The 18,015-nt window shown below is 59.3% G+C and carries 14 protein-coding genes; 4 read left to right on the forward strand and 10 right to left on the reverse strand.

Features of this window, described 5'->3' with window-relative positions; genetic code table 11:
• From ASD36_RS10140 to ASD36_RS10160, 5 genes are all read right to left on the reverse strand, one after another.
• A complete protein-coding gene (locus ASD36_RS10140) occupies positions 1 to 849 on the reverse strand; it encodes an ABC transporter permease (protein WP_060503132.1) in 849 nt (282 codons plus the stop codon).
• Between the two features lie 6 nt (positions 850 to 855).
• Positions 856 to 1,779 (reverse strand): ABC transporter permease, encoded by a 924-nt coding sequence (locus ASD36_RS10145; protein WP_060503133.1) that lies wholly within the window; start codon positions 1,777 to 1,779, stop codon positions 856 to 858.
• Between the two features lie 67 nt (positions 1,780 to 1,846).
• Complete coding sequence (locus tag ASD36_RS10150) at positions 1,847 to 3,382, reverse strand: ABC transporter substrate-binding protein (protein ID WP_060503134.1); 1,536 nt, start codon at positions 3,380 to 3,382, stop codon at positions 1,847 to 1,849.
• 42 nt (positions 3,383 to 3,424) lie between these two features.
• Positions 3,425 to 5,251: an ABC transporter ATP-binding protein gene (locus ASD36_RS10155; RefSeq protein WP_162246343.1), complete on the reverse strand. Its 1,827-nt coding sequence runs from the start codon at positions 5,249 to 5,251 to the stop codon at positions 3,425 to 3,427.
• A 508-nt stretch (positions 5,252 to 5,759) separates the two neighbouring features.
• Positions 5,760 to 6,932: a M20 aminoacylase family protein gene (locus ASD36_RS10160; RefSeq protein ID WP_060503135.1), complete on the reverse strand. Its 1,173-nt coding sequence runs from the start codon at positions 6,930 to 6,932 to the stop codon at positions 5,760 to 5,762.
• 138 nt (positions 6,933 to 7,070) lie between these two features.
• Between ASD36_RS10160 and ASD36_RS10165 the strand changes: the two genes are divergently transcribed.
• The 4 genes from ASD36_RS10165 (at position 7,071) to ASD36_RS10180 (ending at position 12,969) form a co-directional block, all read left to right on the forward strand.
• Complete coding sequence (locus ASD36_RS10165; RefSeq protein ID WP_060503136.1) at positions 7,071 to 7,748, forward strand: phosphoribosyltransferase; 678 nt, start codon at positions 7,071 to 7,073, stop codon at positions 7,746 to 7,748.
• 383 nt (positions 7,749 to 8,131) lie between these two features.
• Positions 8,132 to 10,081 carry a PrkA family serine protein kinase gene (locus ASD36_RS10170; protein ID WP_060503137.1) on the forward strand — a complete coding sequence of 650 codons (1,950 nt, stop codon included), beginning with the start codon at positions 8,132 to 8,134 and terminating at the stop codon, positions 10,079 to 10,081.
• A 26-nt stretch (positions 10,082 to 10,107) separates the two neighbouring features.
• The gene (locus ASD36_RS10175) at positions 10,108 to 11,421 is read left to right on the forward strand and encodes a YeaH/YhbH family protein (protein ID WP_060503138.1); all 1,314 of its coding nucleotides are present in this window, start codon (positions 10,108 to 10,110) and stop codon (positions 11,419 to 11,421) included.
• Positions 11,422 to 11,433: 12 nt separating this feature from the next.
• Positions 11,434 to 12,969, forward strand: coding sequence for a SpoVR family protein (locus ASD36_RS10180; RefSeq protein WP_060503139.1), 1,536 nt, complete (start codon positions 11,434 to 11,436; stop codon positions 12,967 to 12,969).
• Between the two features lie 144 nt (positions 12,970 to 13,113).
• On the opposite strand, the gene ASD36_RS10185 is transcribed toward ASD36_RS10180, so the two are convergent.
• Genes ASD36_RS10185 through ASD36_RS10205 form a run of 5 tightly spaced genes read right to left on the reverse strand, consistent with a single transcriptional unit; the run spans position 13,114 to position 18,015 of the window.
• Positions 13,114 to 14,373 (reverse strand): Zn-dependent hydrolase, encoded by a 1,260-nt coding sequence (locus tag ASD36_RS10185; RefSeq protein ID WP_060503140.1) that lies wholly within the window; start codon positions 14,371 to 14,373, stop codon positions 13,114 to 13,116.
• The gene (locus ASD36_RS10190; RefSeq protein ID WP_060503141.1) at positions 14,370 to 15,212 is read right to left on the reverse strand and encodes a BtpA/SgcQ family protein; all 843 of its coding nucleotides are present in this window, start codon (positions 15,210 to 15,212) and stop codon (positions 14,370 to 14,372) included. Before ASD36_RS10190 ends, ASD36_RS10185 begins: the two co-directional genes overlap by 4 nt.
• Positions 15,209 to 16,123: a ribokinase gene (locus tag ASD36_RS10195; RefSeq protein ID WP_060503142.1), complete on the reverse strand. Its 915-nt coding sequence runs from the start codon at positions 16,121 to 16,123 to the stop codon at positions 15,209 to 15,211. The genes ASD36_RS10190 and ASD36_RS10195 overlap by 4 nt, the downstream gene beginning before the upstream one ends.
• Before the next feature lie 3 nt (positions 16,124 to 16,126).
• Entirely contained in the window at positions 16,127 to 16,897 is a 771-nt protein-coding gene (locus ASD36_RS10200) for a glutamine amidotransferase (RefSeq protein ID WP_060503143.1), read from the reverse strand.
• 29 nt (positions 16,898 to 16,926) lie between these two features.
• Positions 16,927 to 18,015, reverse strand: coding sequence for a phosphotriesterase (locus tag ASD36_RS10205; RefSeq protein WP_060503144.1), 1,089 nt, complete (start codon positions 18,013 to 18,015; stop codon positions 16,927 to 16,929).

Consider the following 18,015-nt stretch of genomic DNA (forward strand, 5'->3'; position numbering starts at 1 on the left):
TTACCTCGAAGTTCTGCCGGTCGGGTCAAGGCTGTCGCGCAGCCAGTCGCCGAGAATGTTCAGGCCAAGCACGGTCAGGAGGATCGCAAGGCCCGGGAAGACGCTGACCCACCAGGCGGTCTGGAGATACGTGCGGCCATCGGCCAGCATGCCGCCCCAGCTCGGGATGGTTGGGTCGACGCCAAGCCCGAGGAAGGTCAGGCTGCTTTCCAGAAGAATGTTGTTGGCGACGTTGAGGGTCATGAGCACGATGACCGGCCCGATCAGGTTCGGCAGCAGGTGCTGAAAGATGATGCGCCAGTCTTTGACGCCGATCGCCCGCGCAGAGAGAATAAATTCCCGCTCGCGCAGCGTCAGCACCGAACCGCGGACCACGCGCGCATATTGTACCCATTGCGAAACGATCAGCAGGATGATCGTGTTGGTCAGGCTGCCGCCAACGATGGCGATGAAGGTGATCGCCAGCAGGATGAACGGCATGGCGAGCTGCAGGTCGGCAAAGCGCATCACCAGCATATCCCAGAAGCCGCGATAATAGCCGGCAATCAGGCCCATCAGCACGCCGAAGATCACCGCGCCGATTACCGAGGTGAAGCCGACCAGCAACGAAATCTTGCCGCCAGCGACCACGCGCGCCAGCACATCCCGGCCGAGCGGATCAGTGCCCAGCGGATAGGCGGCCGTGGTGAAGGGCTTGGTGAGGCGCGCGATCAGGTTGATCTTTTCAGCGCCGCCGGGAAACAGCACGTCGGATAGCAGCACCGCGAGGCAGATGATCAGCGTCAGCGACGCACCGAGGATGAATTCGAGACTGTAGAACTGCGACAGGCGGGAGGATTTGGTGGCCATCGGCGATTACTCCGTACGAATGCGCGGATCAACGAGCCCGTAGGCAATGTCGACCAGGAGATTGACGCCGACGATCATCAGCGACAGAACGGTGATGACGGCCTGCAGGACAGGATAGTCGCGGCCCGAAACCGCGTCGAAGGCAAGCGTGCCCATGCCCGGCCAGTTGAAGACACGCTCAACGACGACGATGCCGCCGAGAAGGCCGCCAAACTGCAGGCCGAAATAGGTGATGAGCGGAATGGCACAGTTGCGCAGTGCATGCTTGTAGAGCACCGTCGTTTCGCTGAGCCCCTTGGCGCGCGCCACCATGACATATTGCGATTTTAGGGTTTCCAGCATCGAGGTGCGCACCAGCCGGACATTGGTTGCCGTCAAGATGATGCCCATGGTCAATGCCGGCATGACGTAACTCGCCCACCCCGACATGCCGCTTGCCGGCAACCAGCCAAGTGTCACCGCAAAGAGCAGCACCAGCATTGTGGCAAGCCAGAAGTTCGGGAAGGAAAGGCCAACCAGTGAGAGGATGCGGATCGCCTGATCAGCGGCCTTGCCCTTGGCCGTCGCAGCCTTGATGCCGAGCGGTATGGACAGCGCGATCGAAACGAACATCGAGATGAACGCAAGCAGCAGCGTGGCCGGAAGCGCATTGCCGATCAGGAGCGAGACAGGGGTTCCTCCGGTAAAGCTGCGCCCGAAATCGAGCGTCACCATTCCCTTGAGGAAATTCAGATATTGCATGATGAACGGCTGATCGGTGCCCAGCGACGCACGGATGCGCATCAGGTCCTCTTCCGTCATGCTGCCACCGCCCTGAAACATCATCAGAGCAGGATCGCCGGTCAGGCGGATGGCAAAAGAGACCACCAGCGTGATGGCGAAGACGACGAAGATCGCCTGCAGCAATCGTTTGATAAGGAAACCGGCCACGTTCGTGATCCTTGAAGGTAGGGGAAAACGTGCCGCCCGCTAACCGGGCGGCACAGAGGTCTTCAGATTATTCGACGGTGACGTCGGTCAGCTTCAAGCGGTTGTCCGAAGGAGCAACAAAGCCCTTCACCCGCTTGCTGATGCCGTAGATGGCGTTGCTGTTATAGAGCGGCAGCTCCAGAGCGCGATCGGCGGCATAGCGGCCAACTTCCTTGAGGATCTTTTCCCGCTCCGCGCGATCCGTCAGCGGACGCTGCGATTCCAGCAGCTTGTCCATCGTCTCGTCCTTGTCGTAAGGATTCCACTTTTCGCCGGAGTGATACATCGCATAGGCGGTGTTGTCGTAGTCGAACGTCCAGCCGCCCCATTTCTGCTGGAACATGGCGCCCGTCTTGCCCTGCGGAATGATATCGTTGAGCAGAACGTTGGTTTCGTAAGGCTTGATCGTCGCGGTGATGCCGACCATCTGCAGATAGCTGGCGATAACCTGGGCAACCTCGTTCATCGTCGAGTCATTGCCGCGGATATCGATCTGCAGGGCGGCACCCGGCTTGACTCCGGCTTCTGCGAGAAGCGCCTTGGCGCCTTCCGGATCATAGGCAACAGCCTTCAGGTCCGCGTCGTAGCCGAAAGAAAGGGCGCTCTGGAAGCTGACGATCTCGGAAGCCTGACCGGCCAGGATGGACTGGACGATGGTTGTGCGGTCGATGGCCATGATGATCGCTTTACGCACCTTCGGGTCGGCGGTAATGCCATCGCGCGTGTTGAAGCGCAGCGCATCGACCGTCGGCCCCGGAACGCTGACGACAGCAAGGTTCGCATCGCCTTCGATCACCGGAATCATGCCGATCGGAATGGTCGGCGGGATCACCAGATCGACGCGGCCTGCCTGAAGCTCTGCAACGGCCGTCGCGGGTTCGGTGATGAAGCGGTATTCCAGTTCGGAAAGCTTCGGCGCGCCACCCCAGTAATCCGGGTTGGCTGCAAGCTTGATATCGACCTTGGGTGTATAGGAGACGAACTTGAACGCGCCTGTGCCGACAGGATTAAGGTTGAAATTGTCCTCGCCCTTTTCCTGAATGTATTTCGGCGGAACAATCATCGCACCATAACCGGCAAGCTTGGTCAGCAGCACCGGATCGGGCGTCTTCAGCTTCATGTCGACGGTGTAATCATCGATCACGTCAACGCTTTCGATGCTGGTATAGTTTGAGCGCTGCGGTCCCTTGGCACCCTCTTCGCCGAGCAGGCGTTCGAAGGTGAACTTCACTGCCTGGGCATTGAAAGCTTCGCCATCATGGAACTTGACGTTCTGGCGCAGCTTGAAGCGGATGCGCTTGCCTTCGTCCAGCTCTTCCCAGGATTCAGCAAGACCGGGCACGAGCTTGAGATCGGGACCACGATAGGTCAGGCCGTCGAAGATATTGGTCGAGACGGCAGCCCACTGTACCAGGAAGGTGTCGATCGGATCCCAGCTGCCGGGGTCCTGCGGGCTCGAAATCGTCATCTTACCGGCAGCCAGAGCCGGGCCGGCATAAATGGCTGTAGCCGACAGGGCCAATGCCATAAAGGTCGTTGTCAGTCCCCGTTTGATTGTTTGCATATCGCTGTTCCTCTTCAGTTGCTTGCAGTTTTTTCGCAGGTATCAGGCCACCTTTGCGACGAAGTGGCCCGGATCGATTTCCTCGTGAACGAGAATAGCTGGCTCATCGCCGACGCGGTGAACCGGATTGGGTATGTCGCCGGTGATCAGGGTGCTTTTGCGCTCCCTGTTGGGATCGGCGACAGGAACGGCCGAAAGAAGACGGCGGGTATAATCGTGCCGCGGTGTCTCGAATACTTGCTGGCGGCTGCCCATTTCCATGATCTGGCCGAGATACAGCACCGCAACGCGATGGCTGATTTCCTCGACCACCGCCATGTCGTGACTGATGAAGAGATAGGCGAGACCGCGCTCGGCCTGCAGATCCATGAACAGATTGATGATCTGCGCCTGGATCGACACGTCGAGCGCCGACAGCGCCTCGTCGGCGATGATCAGCTTGGGCTCGGAGGCGAGCGCACGCGCGATGCAGACGCGCTGACGCTGCCCGCCGGAAAACTCGTGCGGATAACGATCCGCATGGGCCGACGTCAGGCCGACGCGCTCAAGCAGTTCGTCAACACGCCGGCGCACGGCCTTTGTACCCAGGATCAGGCCATGTGTGTTGATCGGCTCGGCGATCGAGAAACCAACCGTCTTGCGCGGATCGAGCGAGGCAAAGGGGTCCTGGAAGATATACTGGACATCCTGGCGCAGACGAAAACGTTCGGCCTGCGACATCGATGAAAACGGCTTGCCGTTAAACGCGATATCGCCTGCCTTAGCAGCCTGCAGCTGCTGGATCGTCCGGCCAATGGTCGACTTTCCGGAACCGGATTCGCCCACAAGCGCCAGCGTCTCGCCCGGATAGATATCAAAGCCGACTTTGGATACCGCGCTGAGACGGTGGGTTACCTTGCCGAACAGGGACTTGCGGATATCGAAGCTGACAGACAGGTCCCTGACCGAAAGCAGTGGCTTTTCGTCATAGCGCGCGGTGTCCTGCACGCGCTCCTCACCGACAATCACCGGCGCTCCATCGCGCAGCACCGTCACCGGCATGCGTTTGGGGAACGCTTCCCCAGCCATGCTGCCAAGGCGCGGTACCGCCGCCAGAAGCGTGCGGGTATAGGGATGCTGCGGATTGGCGAATATCTCGCGAACCGGGCCTTCCTCGACCTTCTGACCCTTCCACATGACGACGACATCATCTGCCATCTCGGCGACGACACCCATGTCGTGCGTGATGAAGATCATGCCCATGCCGAGTTCTTGCTGCAGGTCCCGCATGATATGGAGGATCTGCGCCTGGATCGTCACGTCGAGCGCAGTTGTCGGCTCGTCCGCAATCAACAGCTTCGGCCGGCAGGCCAGCGCCATGGCAATCATCACGCGCTGGCGCATGCCTCCGGAAAGCTGGTGCGGGTAGCGCTTCAGAAGCTGCTCGGAATCCGGCAGGCGAACCATATCGAGAAGCCGCTTTGCCTCGGCCATCGCCGTAGGCTTGTTCATGGCTTCGTGCAGCAGAAGAACTTCGCAGATCTGCTCGCCGATCGTGAAGACCGGGTTCAGTGACGTCATCGGCTCCTGGAAGATCATGGCAATCTCCTTGCCGCGAATGCGCCGCATCGCCTTCTGGGAAGTTTGAAGCAGATCTTTTTCTCCAAACAGGATTCGGCCTGTCGAGAATGTTGCACCCATCATGTCAGCAAGACGCATGACTGCCAGCGACGTAACAGATTTACCTGAACCGGATTCACCGACGACGGCCACGGTCTTGCCGGGCGCGACGGAGAAGGACAGGTTTTCGACCACGCGGTTCACGCCAAAATTGACCGTCAGGTCTTCGACCGAAATCAACACTTTGCGATCAGTCATCGGCATCGTCATGTCAGGGCCTCCGGCTGCTCTTGCGCCATGGGGTGAATGAAGCGGCAGGCTGCCGTGGTGAAACGCGCATGATGACGGCACCGGCAGGCTGGAAAGAACCAACACTCCAAAATACCCTCCCCCAAAACGTCGGTGGACGCTACTGAATGTGAACAATCATGTCCAGAGTGTTGAGCAATAAATACATATCGCCCTACATTCATGACGAGAATGTTGATTAATCAAAATTTTCGTTTGGTGCGCCCGGTTCTGGCCGGAAGAATGGCCAGCACGAAGGGCTGCGCGGGCGACAGCGAGGCGGCTGTCATGAGTGACGCCAGCAAATGTCCATGAAATCGTAAATCGCCGACAGCCCTACAGGAGAGATGGAGACTGCCCGCTCGCCTCCGGCAAGCTGGATGCCCCGATTGAACGGGGCCAGGCCGGCGAAGGCACACAGCAGGCCTCACGCCGGAAGACTGCGCGTCGCCGCGTTATCGATCCTGAAGGATCAGCCGGAAACAAAAGCTCAGGCGGGCGTCAGTTCCTGCTCGACCAGCGTCGCCCAGAAAGCAACGCCGGGTCCGATCGCCTCATCATTGAAATCATAGGCAGTGTTGTGATGCAGGGCGCCATCGACCGCCGGACCATTGCCGAGCCAGACATAACAGCCCGGAGCTTCGCCGGCGAAATAGGCGAAATCATCACCCGCCGTAGATGGCGGAAAGGCGGTTCTGAGTTTGTCGCCAAAGACTGTGCCGGCCGCCTTTAAGGCACGCGCTGTCGCGTCCGCATCGTTGACAACGGGCGGGATACGGCGCTCGAAGCCACAATCAGCGGCAATGCCGTACATCGCTGCGGTTCCGCTCGCCAGACGGCCGATTTCGGTTTCCAGCTGATCGCGCACCTCAGGCGAATAGGCCCGCGCAGTCCCGCCGATCGCGACAATATCGGGAATGACATTGAGCGCCTGCGGATTGCCCGCCTGCAGCGAGCAGGCGCTGACCACCGCCGGCTGTAGCGGATCGATAACCCGGCCGATGATCGTCTGCAGAGAGGCAAGAAAGGTTGCGGCAGCCGTGATCGGGTCCTTGCCCAGATGCGGCTTGGCACCATGCGTCCCGGTACCGCGGAATGTCACGCGCCAGCTGTCGGAGGAGGCAAGCTGCGGCCCGGCAACCACGGCCATTTCATCAGTATCGAGGCCCGGCATATTGTGCAGGCCGTAAACGGCATCGCAGGGAAATCGCTCGAAAAGACCATCCTCGACCATGCGCCGGGCACCGCCCCGGCCCTCTTCCGCCGGCTGGAAAATGAAATGCACCGTACCGGAGAAATTGCGGGTTTCCGCCAGATAGCGCGCAGCCCCCAGCAGCAAGGCCGTGTGACCATCATGGCCGCAGGCGTGCATCTTGCCATCGACCGTGGACTTATACGGACGCTCCGCCGTTTCCGGCATTGCCAGCGCATCCATGTCGGCGCGAAGCCCGATGCTGCGGGTGCCATTGCCGATCTGCAGCGTTCCAACCACGCCGGTGCCGCCCAGTCCGCGCGTCACGGTGATCCCGGCCTTTTCCAGAAGATCCGCAACGATGGCGCAGGTTCGCTCTTCCTCGAAGCCAAGCTCGGGATGCGCATGCAGATCGCGGCGCAACGCAGTGAGAAAAGGCAGGTCGGCAGTCAGCATTTCGGGCAGGCGCATTGGCAGGCAATTCCTTGAGGCGTGAGGGTCCGTTGTTTACCGGGGCTCCACAGACTTCCCCTGGACGTTCTTCCGGTATAGAGCAAAACCACAAGAAACCGAACACCTCCCTCACAGTTTGGCTCAAAGGAAGACGCCGTGCAGCCGCATGACTTCTGGCAGGAAATCCATCCCGCAAACACGTTCGATCCAGACAAGACCCACAAGGATTTTTATCCGGCCACCCTGATGGATGGGCGTCAACTCCGTCTGCCAATCCGCCCGTTGTCCGATGGAACCCATGCTCTGGCGTCGCTGATCGTCAATCAGGCGAGCTTTCCGGTGCAGGATGTGCTGGCGGCCCAGCTTGCCGAAAAGTTGAAACCGTTCCGGCCTGACGTCATCGCCGGGCTACCGACGCTCGGCCTGACGCTTGCCAGCGCCGTCGCGCGGGCGCTGGGCCACAGCCGCTATGTTCCGCTCGGAACCTCTCCGAAATTCTGGTACCAGGCCGGTCTGTCGGTGCCGATGTCTTCGATCACCACGCCAGACCAGACAAAACGGCTCTATATCGATCCCCGCATGCTCCCACTTCTGGAAAACGGCCGCGTTGTTCTTATCGACGACGTCATTTCCAGCGGCACATCCATCGTTGCCGGTCTTTCCCTTCTTGCCATTGCCGGCATCGAACCGGTGGCCATCGGTGCCGCCATGCTCCAATCACGCCGCTGGGTCGACCGATTGGCGGCCTTGGACAGCCGTTGGCCGGAGAAGACCACCGGCGTTTTCGAAACACCGTTGCTGTCGAAAGCGAGCGAGGGAAGCTGGAGCGCTTAAGATACCCCTGTGGCCAGCAGGGCGTGATCGGATTTCGCAACACCTACCAGGGTGTGAAACAAAATTTACTTCCCCGAAAGTTGTGAACATCACGGAACGTATGATGGTTGTCGGCACTATTGTGTTACGCTGGGCGGGAAGAATTCGGAACGATCATCAAAGGCGGTGATTCGGATCTGAGCGAGGTGCGTGATCACCCGTGCGCCCTTCGGCAAGGATCCAGGATCCGTCGGTCCCGCCCAAAGGGTGCGGCCATCTTCGTTGTCAGATTCTCAGCAGTAACAATTATTTGAAGGAACTATCGAAGCAAGGAAACGTTAATCTCGTTGAGCGAGCCGATAGGCAGCGATCCCGTCTCAACGAACCGGCCGCGGGAGAGCATGATGCAGAACACCCAGTCCGATGTCTTTGATCTCTTTTCGGAGATTTATACCAGCACCGCGCAGGAGGAGATCAGTCTCCAGGAGTATCTGTTCGCGTGCCGCGACGACAAAAGCATGTACGCCACTGCACAGGAGCGCATGGTCGCCGCTATTGGGGAGCCCAACTTCGTCGAAACCAGCGCCGACGAGCGCCTTGGCCGCATTTTCTCCAATCGAACCATCAAGGTCTACCCGGCATTTGCCGATTTCTACGGAATGGAAGACACGATCGAGCGGATCGTCGGTTATTTCCGCTATGCGGCACAGGGCCTGGAAGAGCGCAAGCAGATCCTTTATCTGCTCGGTCCCGTCGGCGGTGGCAAGTCCTCGCTGGCCGAACGCCTGAAGAAACTGATGGAAATGCGGCCGATCTACACATTGATGGTCGGCGGCCAGATCAGCCCGGTATTCGAATCGCCTCTCGGCCTCTTCCATCCCGAAAAAATGGCCGATCTTCTTGAAGACAAATACGGCATTGCCAGACGCCGACTGACCGGCATGATCTCGCCTTGGGCCACCAAGCGCCTTGACGAAGTCGGCGGTGACATTTCGAAATTCAGCGTCGTCAAGCTGATGCCGTCGCGCCTGCGCCAGATCGGCATCGCCAAGACAGAACCCGGCGATGAAAACAACCAGGACGTTTCCTCGCTGGTTGGCAAGGTCGATATCCGCCAGCTCGAAAATTTCAGCCAGGCCGATCCCGACGCTTATTCCTACAGCGGTGGCCTGAACCGAACGACACAGGGCCTGCTCGAATTCGTGGAAATGTTCAAGGCGCCGATCAAGGTTCTGCATCCGCTGCTGACCGCAACCCAGGAAGGCAACTATAACGGCACCGAGAATTTCGGCGCCTTTCCCTATCAGGGCATCGTCGTTGCCCATTCGAACGAGTCCGAATGGCTGCAGTTCAAAAACAACCGCAACAACGAAGCCTTCCTCGACCGCATTTTGGTGGTCAAGGTGCCCTATTGCCTGCGCGTTACCGAAGAGCGGCAAATCTACGACAAGCTGCTGCGCGAAAGCGAACTGGCCAAAAATCCCTGCGCGCCCGAGGTTCTGGAAAGCCTCAGCCGTTTCACCGTTTCGACGCGGCTCGCCCCGCATGAAAACTCGCCGCTCTACACCAAGATGCGGGTCTATGATGGCGAGAACCTGAAAGACGTCGATCCCAAGGCGAAATCTGTTCAGGAGTATCGCGACGCTGCCGGTGTCGATGAAGGCATGAACGGCGTCAGCACCCGCTTCGCCTTCAAGGTGCTGTCGGAGACTTTCAACTACGACAGCAAGGAGATCGCCGCCGATCCGGTGCATCTGATGTATGTCATCGAACAGGCGATCAAGCGCGAGCAGTTCCCCAAGGAAACCGAGGCTGCCTATCTCGATTTCATCAAGTCGGAACTCGCCACGCGTTATGCCGAGTTCATTGGCCATGAAATCCAGAAGGCATATCTCGAATCCTACAGCGAATACGGCCAGAACCTGTTCGACCGCTATATCGCCTATGCCGACGCCTGGCTTGAAGATCAGGATTTCAAGGATCCTGACACGGGGCAGATTCTCAACCGGACAATCCTCGACAATGAATTGTCGCAGATCGAAAAACCGGCCGGCATCGCCAATCCGAAGGATTTCCGCAACGAAGTTGTCAAGTTCACCCTGCGGGCGCGGGCCAAGAACAATGGCCGCAATCCGTCCTGGATGAGCTACGAAAAGCTGCGTGAAGTGATCGAAAAGCGGATGTTCGGTCAGGTGGAGGACTTGCTGCCGGTGATCAGCTTCGGCTCCAAGAAGGACAGCGCCAGCGAAAAGCAGCATGCCGAATTCGTCCATCGCATGATCGAGCGCGGATATACCGAGCGGCAGGTGCGCAGGCTGGTGGAATGGTACATGCGCGTCAACAAGGCGGGGTGAGACATACCGATGTCTGGGGGTAGCCAATGCCGAATTTCATCGACCGCCGTCTCAACCCGAAGGACAAGAGCCTCGGGAATCGCCAGCGTTTCCTGAAACGCGCCCGCGAGGAGCTGAAACGCTTCATCAAGGATCGCGTCAAGACCGACCGGATCGCCGACGTGGATTCAGGCCACGCCGTCCCCATGCCGGCACGCGGCGCCAGCGAGCCGACCTTCCAACCCGCCCGGGGTAGTGGCGACCGGCAATATGTCCTGCCCGGCAACCGCGATTACATGCCGGGGGATCGTATCGACAAACCACAAGGCGGCGGCGGCTCGGGCTCGGCCGCCGGAAGGGGGCAGGACGAGGACGATTTCCAGTTCCTGCTGTCACGCGAGGAGGTGCTCGAACTGTTTTTCGAGGACCTTGAACTTCCCGATATGGTCAAGCTCAGCCTGAAGGAGGCCGTCGCCTTCAAACCCCGCCGCGCGGGCTTTGCGACAAGCGGCTCGCCGACCAATATCAATGTCAGCCGCACCATGCGCAACAGCTACGGACGCCGCATCGCCCTGCATCGCCCCAAGCGAAACACGCTGGAAGCATTGGCGCTGGAAATCGAAGAGCTCGCGGCGCAAACGGATCCCGATATCGTCCAGCGTCAGCATCTGGCCGCCTTGCGGGCGCAGCTCGACATGCTCGAACGGCGGCGGCGGCGCATCCCCTATGTCGATCCCGTCGATATCCGTTTCAACCGGTTCGAACGGCAGCCACTGCCCAACGCCAATGCGGTGATGTTCTGCCTGATGGATGTCTCCAGTTCGATGGGCGAGCGGGAAAAGGATCTCGCCAAGCGCTTCTTCGTGCTCCTGCATCTGTTCCTGAAACGCCGCTATGACCGGATCGACATCGTCTTCATCCGCCATACCGACGAAGCGGGAGAAGTCGATGAGGAGACATTCTTCTACAGCACCCAGAGCGGCGGCACTGTGGTCTCCACCGCACTTGAGGAGATGCAGCACATCATTCAGCAGCGTTATCCGGCAAAGGAATGGAACATTTATGCCGCCCAGGCATCCGATGGCGACAATGTTTCCCGCGATTCGGAACGTTGCGCCTCGATCCTCACGTCCGAGCTGATGCGGCTTTGCCAATATTACGCCTATGTCGAAATCATCGATGAGCGCGAGAGCGAAATCTTCGGCTCGACCGACAACGGCACCTCGCTCTGGCGCGCCTATCGCACCGTCGATGGCGAGTGGCCGAATTTCCAGATGACGCGGATCGCCCGGCCGTCCGATATCTACCCTGTCTTCCGAAAACTTTTCGCCAGGCAGCCAACCTTGCAATTTCGTAGCTGAACGGAGCCCCGCATGGCAAAGAATGCAGGCGCAAAACTACTGTTTCACAGCTCCGACTGGAATTTCAAGACGTTGTCGCGCGCCTATGACGCGATCGAGACGATCGCGATCGATGAGCTCGGGCTCGACGTCTACCCCAACCAGCTTGAGATCATCTCGTCAGAGCAGATGCTTGATGCCTATTCATCCGTCGGCATGCCGCTGATGTACCAACACTGGTCGTTCGGCAAGCGCTTCGTCTATGAGGAAAACGGCTATCGCAAGGGGCACCACGGCCTTGCCTACGAACTGGTGATCAATTCCAATCCCTGCATCACCTATCTGATGGAGGAAAACACCATGGCCATGCAGACCCTGGTGACCGCTCATGCGGCCTTCGGCCACAATCACTTTTTCAAAAACAATTACCTGTTCAAACAATGGACCGATGCCGGCGCCATCCTCGGTTATATGGAGTTTTCGAAGAAATACATCGCCAAATGCGAGGAAAGGCACGGGACATCCGCCGTCGAGGCCATTCTCGATTCCGCCCATGCGCTGATGGATCAAGGCGTGTTCCGCTATCGCCGCCCACCGCGCCTATCCTCGAAGAAGGAGCAGGAGCGGGCGCGCGAACGGCTGGAATACGAGGAACAGACCTACAGCGATCTGTGGCGCACGTTGCCGCGCGCCACGGAACGCCCGGATCAGGAAGAAGCCGAACTCGACGCTCTTGAGCGGAAGAAGGTTCTCAATCTGCCGGAGGAAAATCTTCTCTATTTCCTGGAGAAGAACAGCCTGATCCTGGAGCCATGGCAACGGGAATTGCTGCGTATCGTCCGAGTCATCGCCCAGTATTTCTATCCGCAGCGCCAGACCAAGGTGATGAATGAGGGATGCGCCACCTTCGTACATTACACCATCATGAACAGGCTGTTCGACCAGGGCAAGCTCAGCGAAGGCTCGCTGCTGGAAATGCTTCACAGCCATTCCAGCGTGGTCTTCCAGCCGCATTTCGACGATCCGCGCTATTCCGGAATGAACCCTTATGCACTTGGATTTGCAATGATGCAGGACATCGAGCGCATCTGCAATCAGCCGACATCCGAGGATCGTGACTGGTTCCCGAGCATTGCCGGCAGCGGCCAGTGGCGGGAGACCCTGCTTGATGCCTGGGCAAACCACCGCGACGAATCCTTCATCCTGCAATATCTGAGCCCGGCGCTGATCCGCAAATTCAGGCTGTTCCAGCTAACCGATGAAGCGGACAACAAATATTGCGAGGTCGCGTCCATCCACAACGAACGTGGCTACGCCGAAATTCGCAAAGCACTGGCCAGCAACTACGACGTCGCCGCCAACCAGCAGGACATTCAGGTGGTTGATGTCGACCTGCTCGGCGACCGGCAGTTGCGGCTGCAGCACGGGATAAAGAATGGCGTCCTGCTGGAAGAAACCAGCCGCGACGCCACGCTTCGGCATGTACGGCATTTGTGGGGCTACGGTGTCAGCCTTGCGGGCGTGGACGGACAAACGGGGGCTGTGCGTTATGAATGCTCGACCGCCTAGCTTGCCTTACCGCCGCCCCTGCCCTGTCCCTGCGATCTCTTCTCCTCAACCCCAAAAGTCCAAAGGGCATTTGCGAACTGACCGCAGAGACATAACCGCAGGCAAGGTCGCCCGCTGTTTTCAAATCGAGGAAGATAGCCAGCATTATCGATCGATGACGACCGTACCTGTCACTTCCAGCGTGGATTGAAGCAGCATCTGAGCGCCCGCAATGCAATGTTCCGGCTCGACATACTCCGCCTCATTGTGGCTCAAACCATCTCTGCAAGGCACGAAAATCATGGTGGCCGGGGCAATGCGCGCGATATAAAGCGCGTCATGAAAGGCGCCCGAAACCATGTGCTTGGCCGCTAGTCCGAGATGGCGGGCAGCGTGTTCTACGCTGTTGATCAAAAGCTCGGAGAACTGAGCTGGGCTCATATCGAATGTCTTGCGAATATCGACCGTGCAGCCGTTCGCCAAAGCTGAAGCCTGAAAGGCCCTCACAATGCGCGCCTCGATCGCGTCGAGGTTACCGGAACTAGGATGGCGCAGATCGACGCTGAGGCTGACAGAACCTGCAATGGCATTGACGGAGCCAGGATAGGCAGCGATCCTGCCCACAGTGAAGCGGGCGTTTTCATCCTCGGGCATGATGGTCGCATAGAGGCTGTGCAGGGCCGCGTTGGCGGCCACCATGGGATCGCGGCGGAACGACAATTGTGTTGTGCCAGCGTGCGCTGCCTGCCCCGAAATCGTAATCTCGAACCAACGCGTTCCCTGAACACCTGTGACGATCCCGATCGGGATATCTTCCTTTTCCAGGGACGGACCCTGTTCGATATGAAGTTCGAGGTAGCCGGCAATAGGAAATCCAAGCGGCCGCGTTTCCGCTGCAGGCAGGTTCGCCAGGGTCGCGGCCAGTGCGTCACGCCACAGCACCCCATCGGTCCCCTTGATGTCATCCCAATCTCCTGGAATGTGGCCCAATGAAAATGCCATCGAGCCCATGGCGCCCGGTGCAAAACGGCTGCCTTCTTCATTGGTCCAAGCAACGACTTCGATCGGCACGTGCGTTTCTATGCCAGCATCGTCCAGCGCCTCCAAAACTTCAAAGGCAGCAAGCGTTCCGAGTGCGCCGTCATAACGGCCGCCGGTCGGCTGGCTGTCGAGATGGCTGCCGATCAGAAAGGGCGGCAGCTGGTCATTCTTGCCGGCCCGGCGAACAAACAGATTAGCCAACGGGTCCTGAAAGACACGAAACCCCCGTGCCAGGGCAAGGTCCGCCAAAAGCGCACGAGCGGCTTGGTCTTGCGGACCAAGCGCCTGCCGGTTGACGCCGCCTGCGGGCGTGGCGCCGATTGCTGCGAAGTCATCAAGCCTCTTCAGCAGACGCGCACCGTTGATCTCCACCGAAGGTTTCATTTCTTCAGCCCGGCAATGAAGGCAGTAACCCGCGCTTTCTCAACCTTGTTCCACCAGACGCCGTCATATTTCAGCGAGCTTGCGACAATCACGCCATCGACAATATCGAGGATATCGCGGGCATTGTCCGGCGTGACACCACTGCCGACCAGCGTCGGCAGGCCAGCCGCTTCCTTGATCAGCCGGATATAATTGAGATCGGCCGCATGGCCGGTCCGCTGGCCAGTGGCAATCACCGCATCGGCATCGAAGAATACGAGATCCTTGACCTGTTCTTCCACCGGCCGGTCGGCGACGATCGCGTGTGCTCCATGCTTCACATGGGCATCGGCAAAGATCCTTATGCCGTTGGCGCGAAGCTTTGCACGGTAGCGCATGGCGCGGGCCGCTTCGCCTTCGATAAATCCTTCATTGGCGACATAGGCATTAGCCCACTGGTTGACACGCACGAAGCCGGCACCGCTGGCACCGGCGATGGCAAGCGCCGGAATGGCTGCGTTGGCCAGGACGTTGATGCCGATCGGGCGGCCGAGTTCGCGGCGGATACGATCTGATATTACCGACATATAGGCGGCGGTTTCGGGGCCGATATCATCCGGTTTGGAAAAGGGAATGTCGCCGTGGTTTTCGACGATGACACCATCGCAGCCACCTTCGAGGTAGGCGCGGGCATCCTCCAGGCCTTGGCTGTAGATGTCCTCGATGGCTTCACCATTGTAACGCGGGGCACCCGGTAGAGGTGCGAGGTGCACGACGCCGATGACAGCTTTGCTACGGCCGAAGAGGGACGTAATCGCATTGCCGGTGGCAGGACCGACTGGCTTTGAGGACTGTGTCATGGGTGTTCCGTTTCTAATGTTTTGATGAGAGCTGATAGTTCTTTGGCCGTTGGACAGGAGGAAAGCGTTCCAGCCCGTGTTACCGCCAGCGCGGATGATTCAACTGCGATGCGGATGGCACGCAGTGGATCAATTCCCTTTGCCAAGCATCCTGCAAAGATGCCGCACAGCACATCGCCGGCGCCGCTGGTATCGACCGCCGAAACCTTCGGAGCTTCGATATAGACCGCAGCCGCGTTGATGCCGGTCAGAAGAAGGCAGCCTCTGGAGCCCAGGGTGACGATCACCCGGCGCGCGCCGGATTCGATGATTTTAGCGGCAGCACGAGCCGGTTCGCGAGAGCCGGAGATGGCTTGAGCTTCCCCTTCGTTGACAATGACGAAATCCACGTTTGTGAACTCGGGCTGCTCACCCGCCGCCAGCGGGCTGGCATTCAAGATTGTCGTGAGACCTTTGGCCCGTACAGCCTGCAGGCAGGCGCCGGTCACTGCACCCGCAAGATTGCCCTGCACGACCAGCACGTCGCCCGGCGCGATCGTATCGAGCAGTTTGGTCTGCGCGAGAGGATCAAATGCCAGAGCACAGGAGACACCGCTCAGGATGATATTTTCACCGACAGCATCGACGGCAACGGTCGAGCGGTCGGTCGGCAGATCGAATTCCGTCAGGCAGGCGATAGCAATCTCGCCTGCCAGCGTCTCGCGGATCCAGGCGCCATTGGCATCCGTGCCGATTGCGGCCCAGAGCGTGACAGGTGCGCCGGTGCGTGCTGCGGCTACAGCCTGATTGGCGCCCTTGCCGCCGAGGCCGTCGGCATGGCTCACCGCATTTAACGTCTCGCCCGCTTGCGGAAGGCGGTCGAGACGGAAAGTCGTGTCGATGCAGGTATTGCCGACGACATGGACGCGCATGGCTCAGGCTTTCGCCGTTGCCCAGGCAAGCATCTGTTCGAACAACGTCTTGTAACCCGGCCAGGCGATGAAGCTCGACGGCAGCCAATGCGGGCCGACGTCGGAGGTCCAGGCCACGGTGCGGCCCTTGCCGTAGGTGCCGGTTACCAGCAGCGGCTGCGAACCGTACTCCGTCGAGACTGTTGCCAGAACCTCGGCGCCGTCCTTGACCGTCACTTCATTATAACCGAGCAGGACCGGCCAGTCCGTGCCAAGCCCCTTGAGGATCGGATGGCTTTCCTTGCCGGTGACAACAGGCGCAAAGCCTTCCGGAACCTCGATACGGTCATCGACGGAAAGGCAGGAAACGGGAAGTACTTCTTCGACCGGCGTCCGGTGGTAGCGAGCGCCACCGTTGATGCCTTGGAAGCTGTAGTAGCCGCCGAACATCAGAAGGGCGCCACCGTTGCGCACATATTCGCGCAGCAGGCGAAGACGGTTCGGTGTGGTCTTCGAGTGGATCCAGGTGTCGGGATGCAACAGCAGCGTGTTGGCCCCGATATCCGACAGGATGATTGCATCATAGGCGGACAGCGCTTCCAGCGATTGCGGGAAATCACGCTGGGCCTCGTGGGCGGGCATGAACTGAACATCAAACGGGCTGTCCTTCAGCGCGGCGAGCAGCTCGTCGGCGCCCGTGTGATAGGTGACCGTCGGGAACTGGTCGAACCCCTTGATGTGGGTGGCGGTGGAAACCCAGGACTCGCCGGCGAGAAGGACTTTGGACTTGGACATGAAAACTCCTTGGACTTTATTGTCAGCGCTCAGAGAACACTGGAGAAAACGGATTTCGGATTGTCGATCAGCATTCGGTCGATGGCAGCCTGATCAACCCCGTGACGCTTCAGGCGCGGCAGGAAATGCTTCAGGATGAAGCCGTAGCCGAAGCCGCCGTAACGGGTGAGCATGATTTTCAAGAACACGTCCTGCGAGAGCAGAACGCGGTCGCCGTAACCCATATCGATCAGCGAACGGATCGCGCGGGCGTTCTGCTCGTCGGACGGCGACTGGGCGTCCTGATCGGCATAATAGAAGTCCATGCCGATCATATCGTATTCCAGAAAGGCCCCGCGCTCGGCCAGCGCCTTCTGATAGGGCAGATCGTCATGGCTGGGGTTCATGTGGCAGAGAACTGTATGGCGCAGGTCAGCCCCCTCCTCCTCGACGATATCAAGAACCTCATGCGCCAGCCGCTCCCAGCCGGGCAGATGGATGGAGAGCGGCACGCCGGTCAGTCTGGAAGCGCGGGCCGCTGCGCGCAAGGATTTGCGCTCTTCGGAGGTAAAATCCTTGCTGACGCCGATTTCGCCGATGACACCCGCCATAACCTCCGGCTGGCTTACACCGCCACCGACATCATTGACGATGAACTCGGTGACCTCGTCGACATCCATGGCTTTGAACCAGTCCGGATGGCTGAATTCGAGGTAGAAGCCGGTACCCATGACGATCTTGAGACCGGACATTTTCGCGATGCGGGCAAGCTTGGCAGGCTCGCGGCCAATACCGATATTGGTGGTATCGACGACCGTGTGGCCGCCCAATGCCTGAAACCGCTTCAACTCCGACAATGCCAGATCGCTGTCATCAAGCGAAACGTTGTCTCGGTTCATGTAGGGGTTCATCCGCAATTCGCCGATGATCTCCATGCTAACCTTCTGCTCGCCGACGGCTTGAGCCTCCGGATGGCAGGGGCAGCGCCAGGACTTGGCGCCATCGAGCAGGATGTGCTCGTGCATCAGGGTAATGCCCATCCCGGTAACCGGCACCGGCCCGAGAACCGTCATCACCGTTCCCGTTCTGACACCAATCTCCGCCCGCTCTCTGGGCGTTGTCTCAAACAGATGATCCAT

It is taken from the genome of Rhizobium sp. Root1334, from assembly GCF_001426665.1.
Taxonomy (GTDB): domain Bacteria; phylum Pseudomonadota; class Alphaproteobacteria; order Rhizobiales; family Rhizobiaceae; genus Pararhizobium.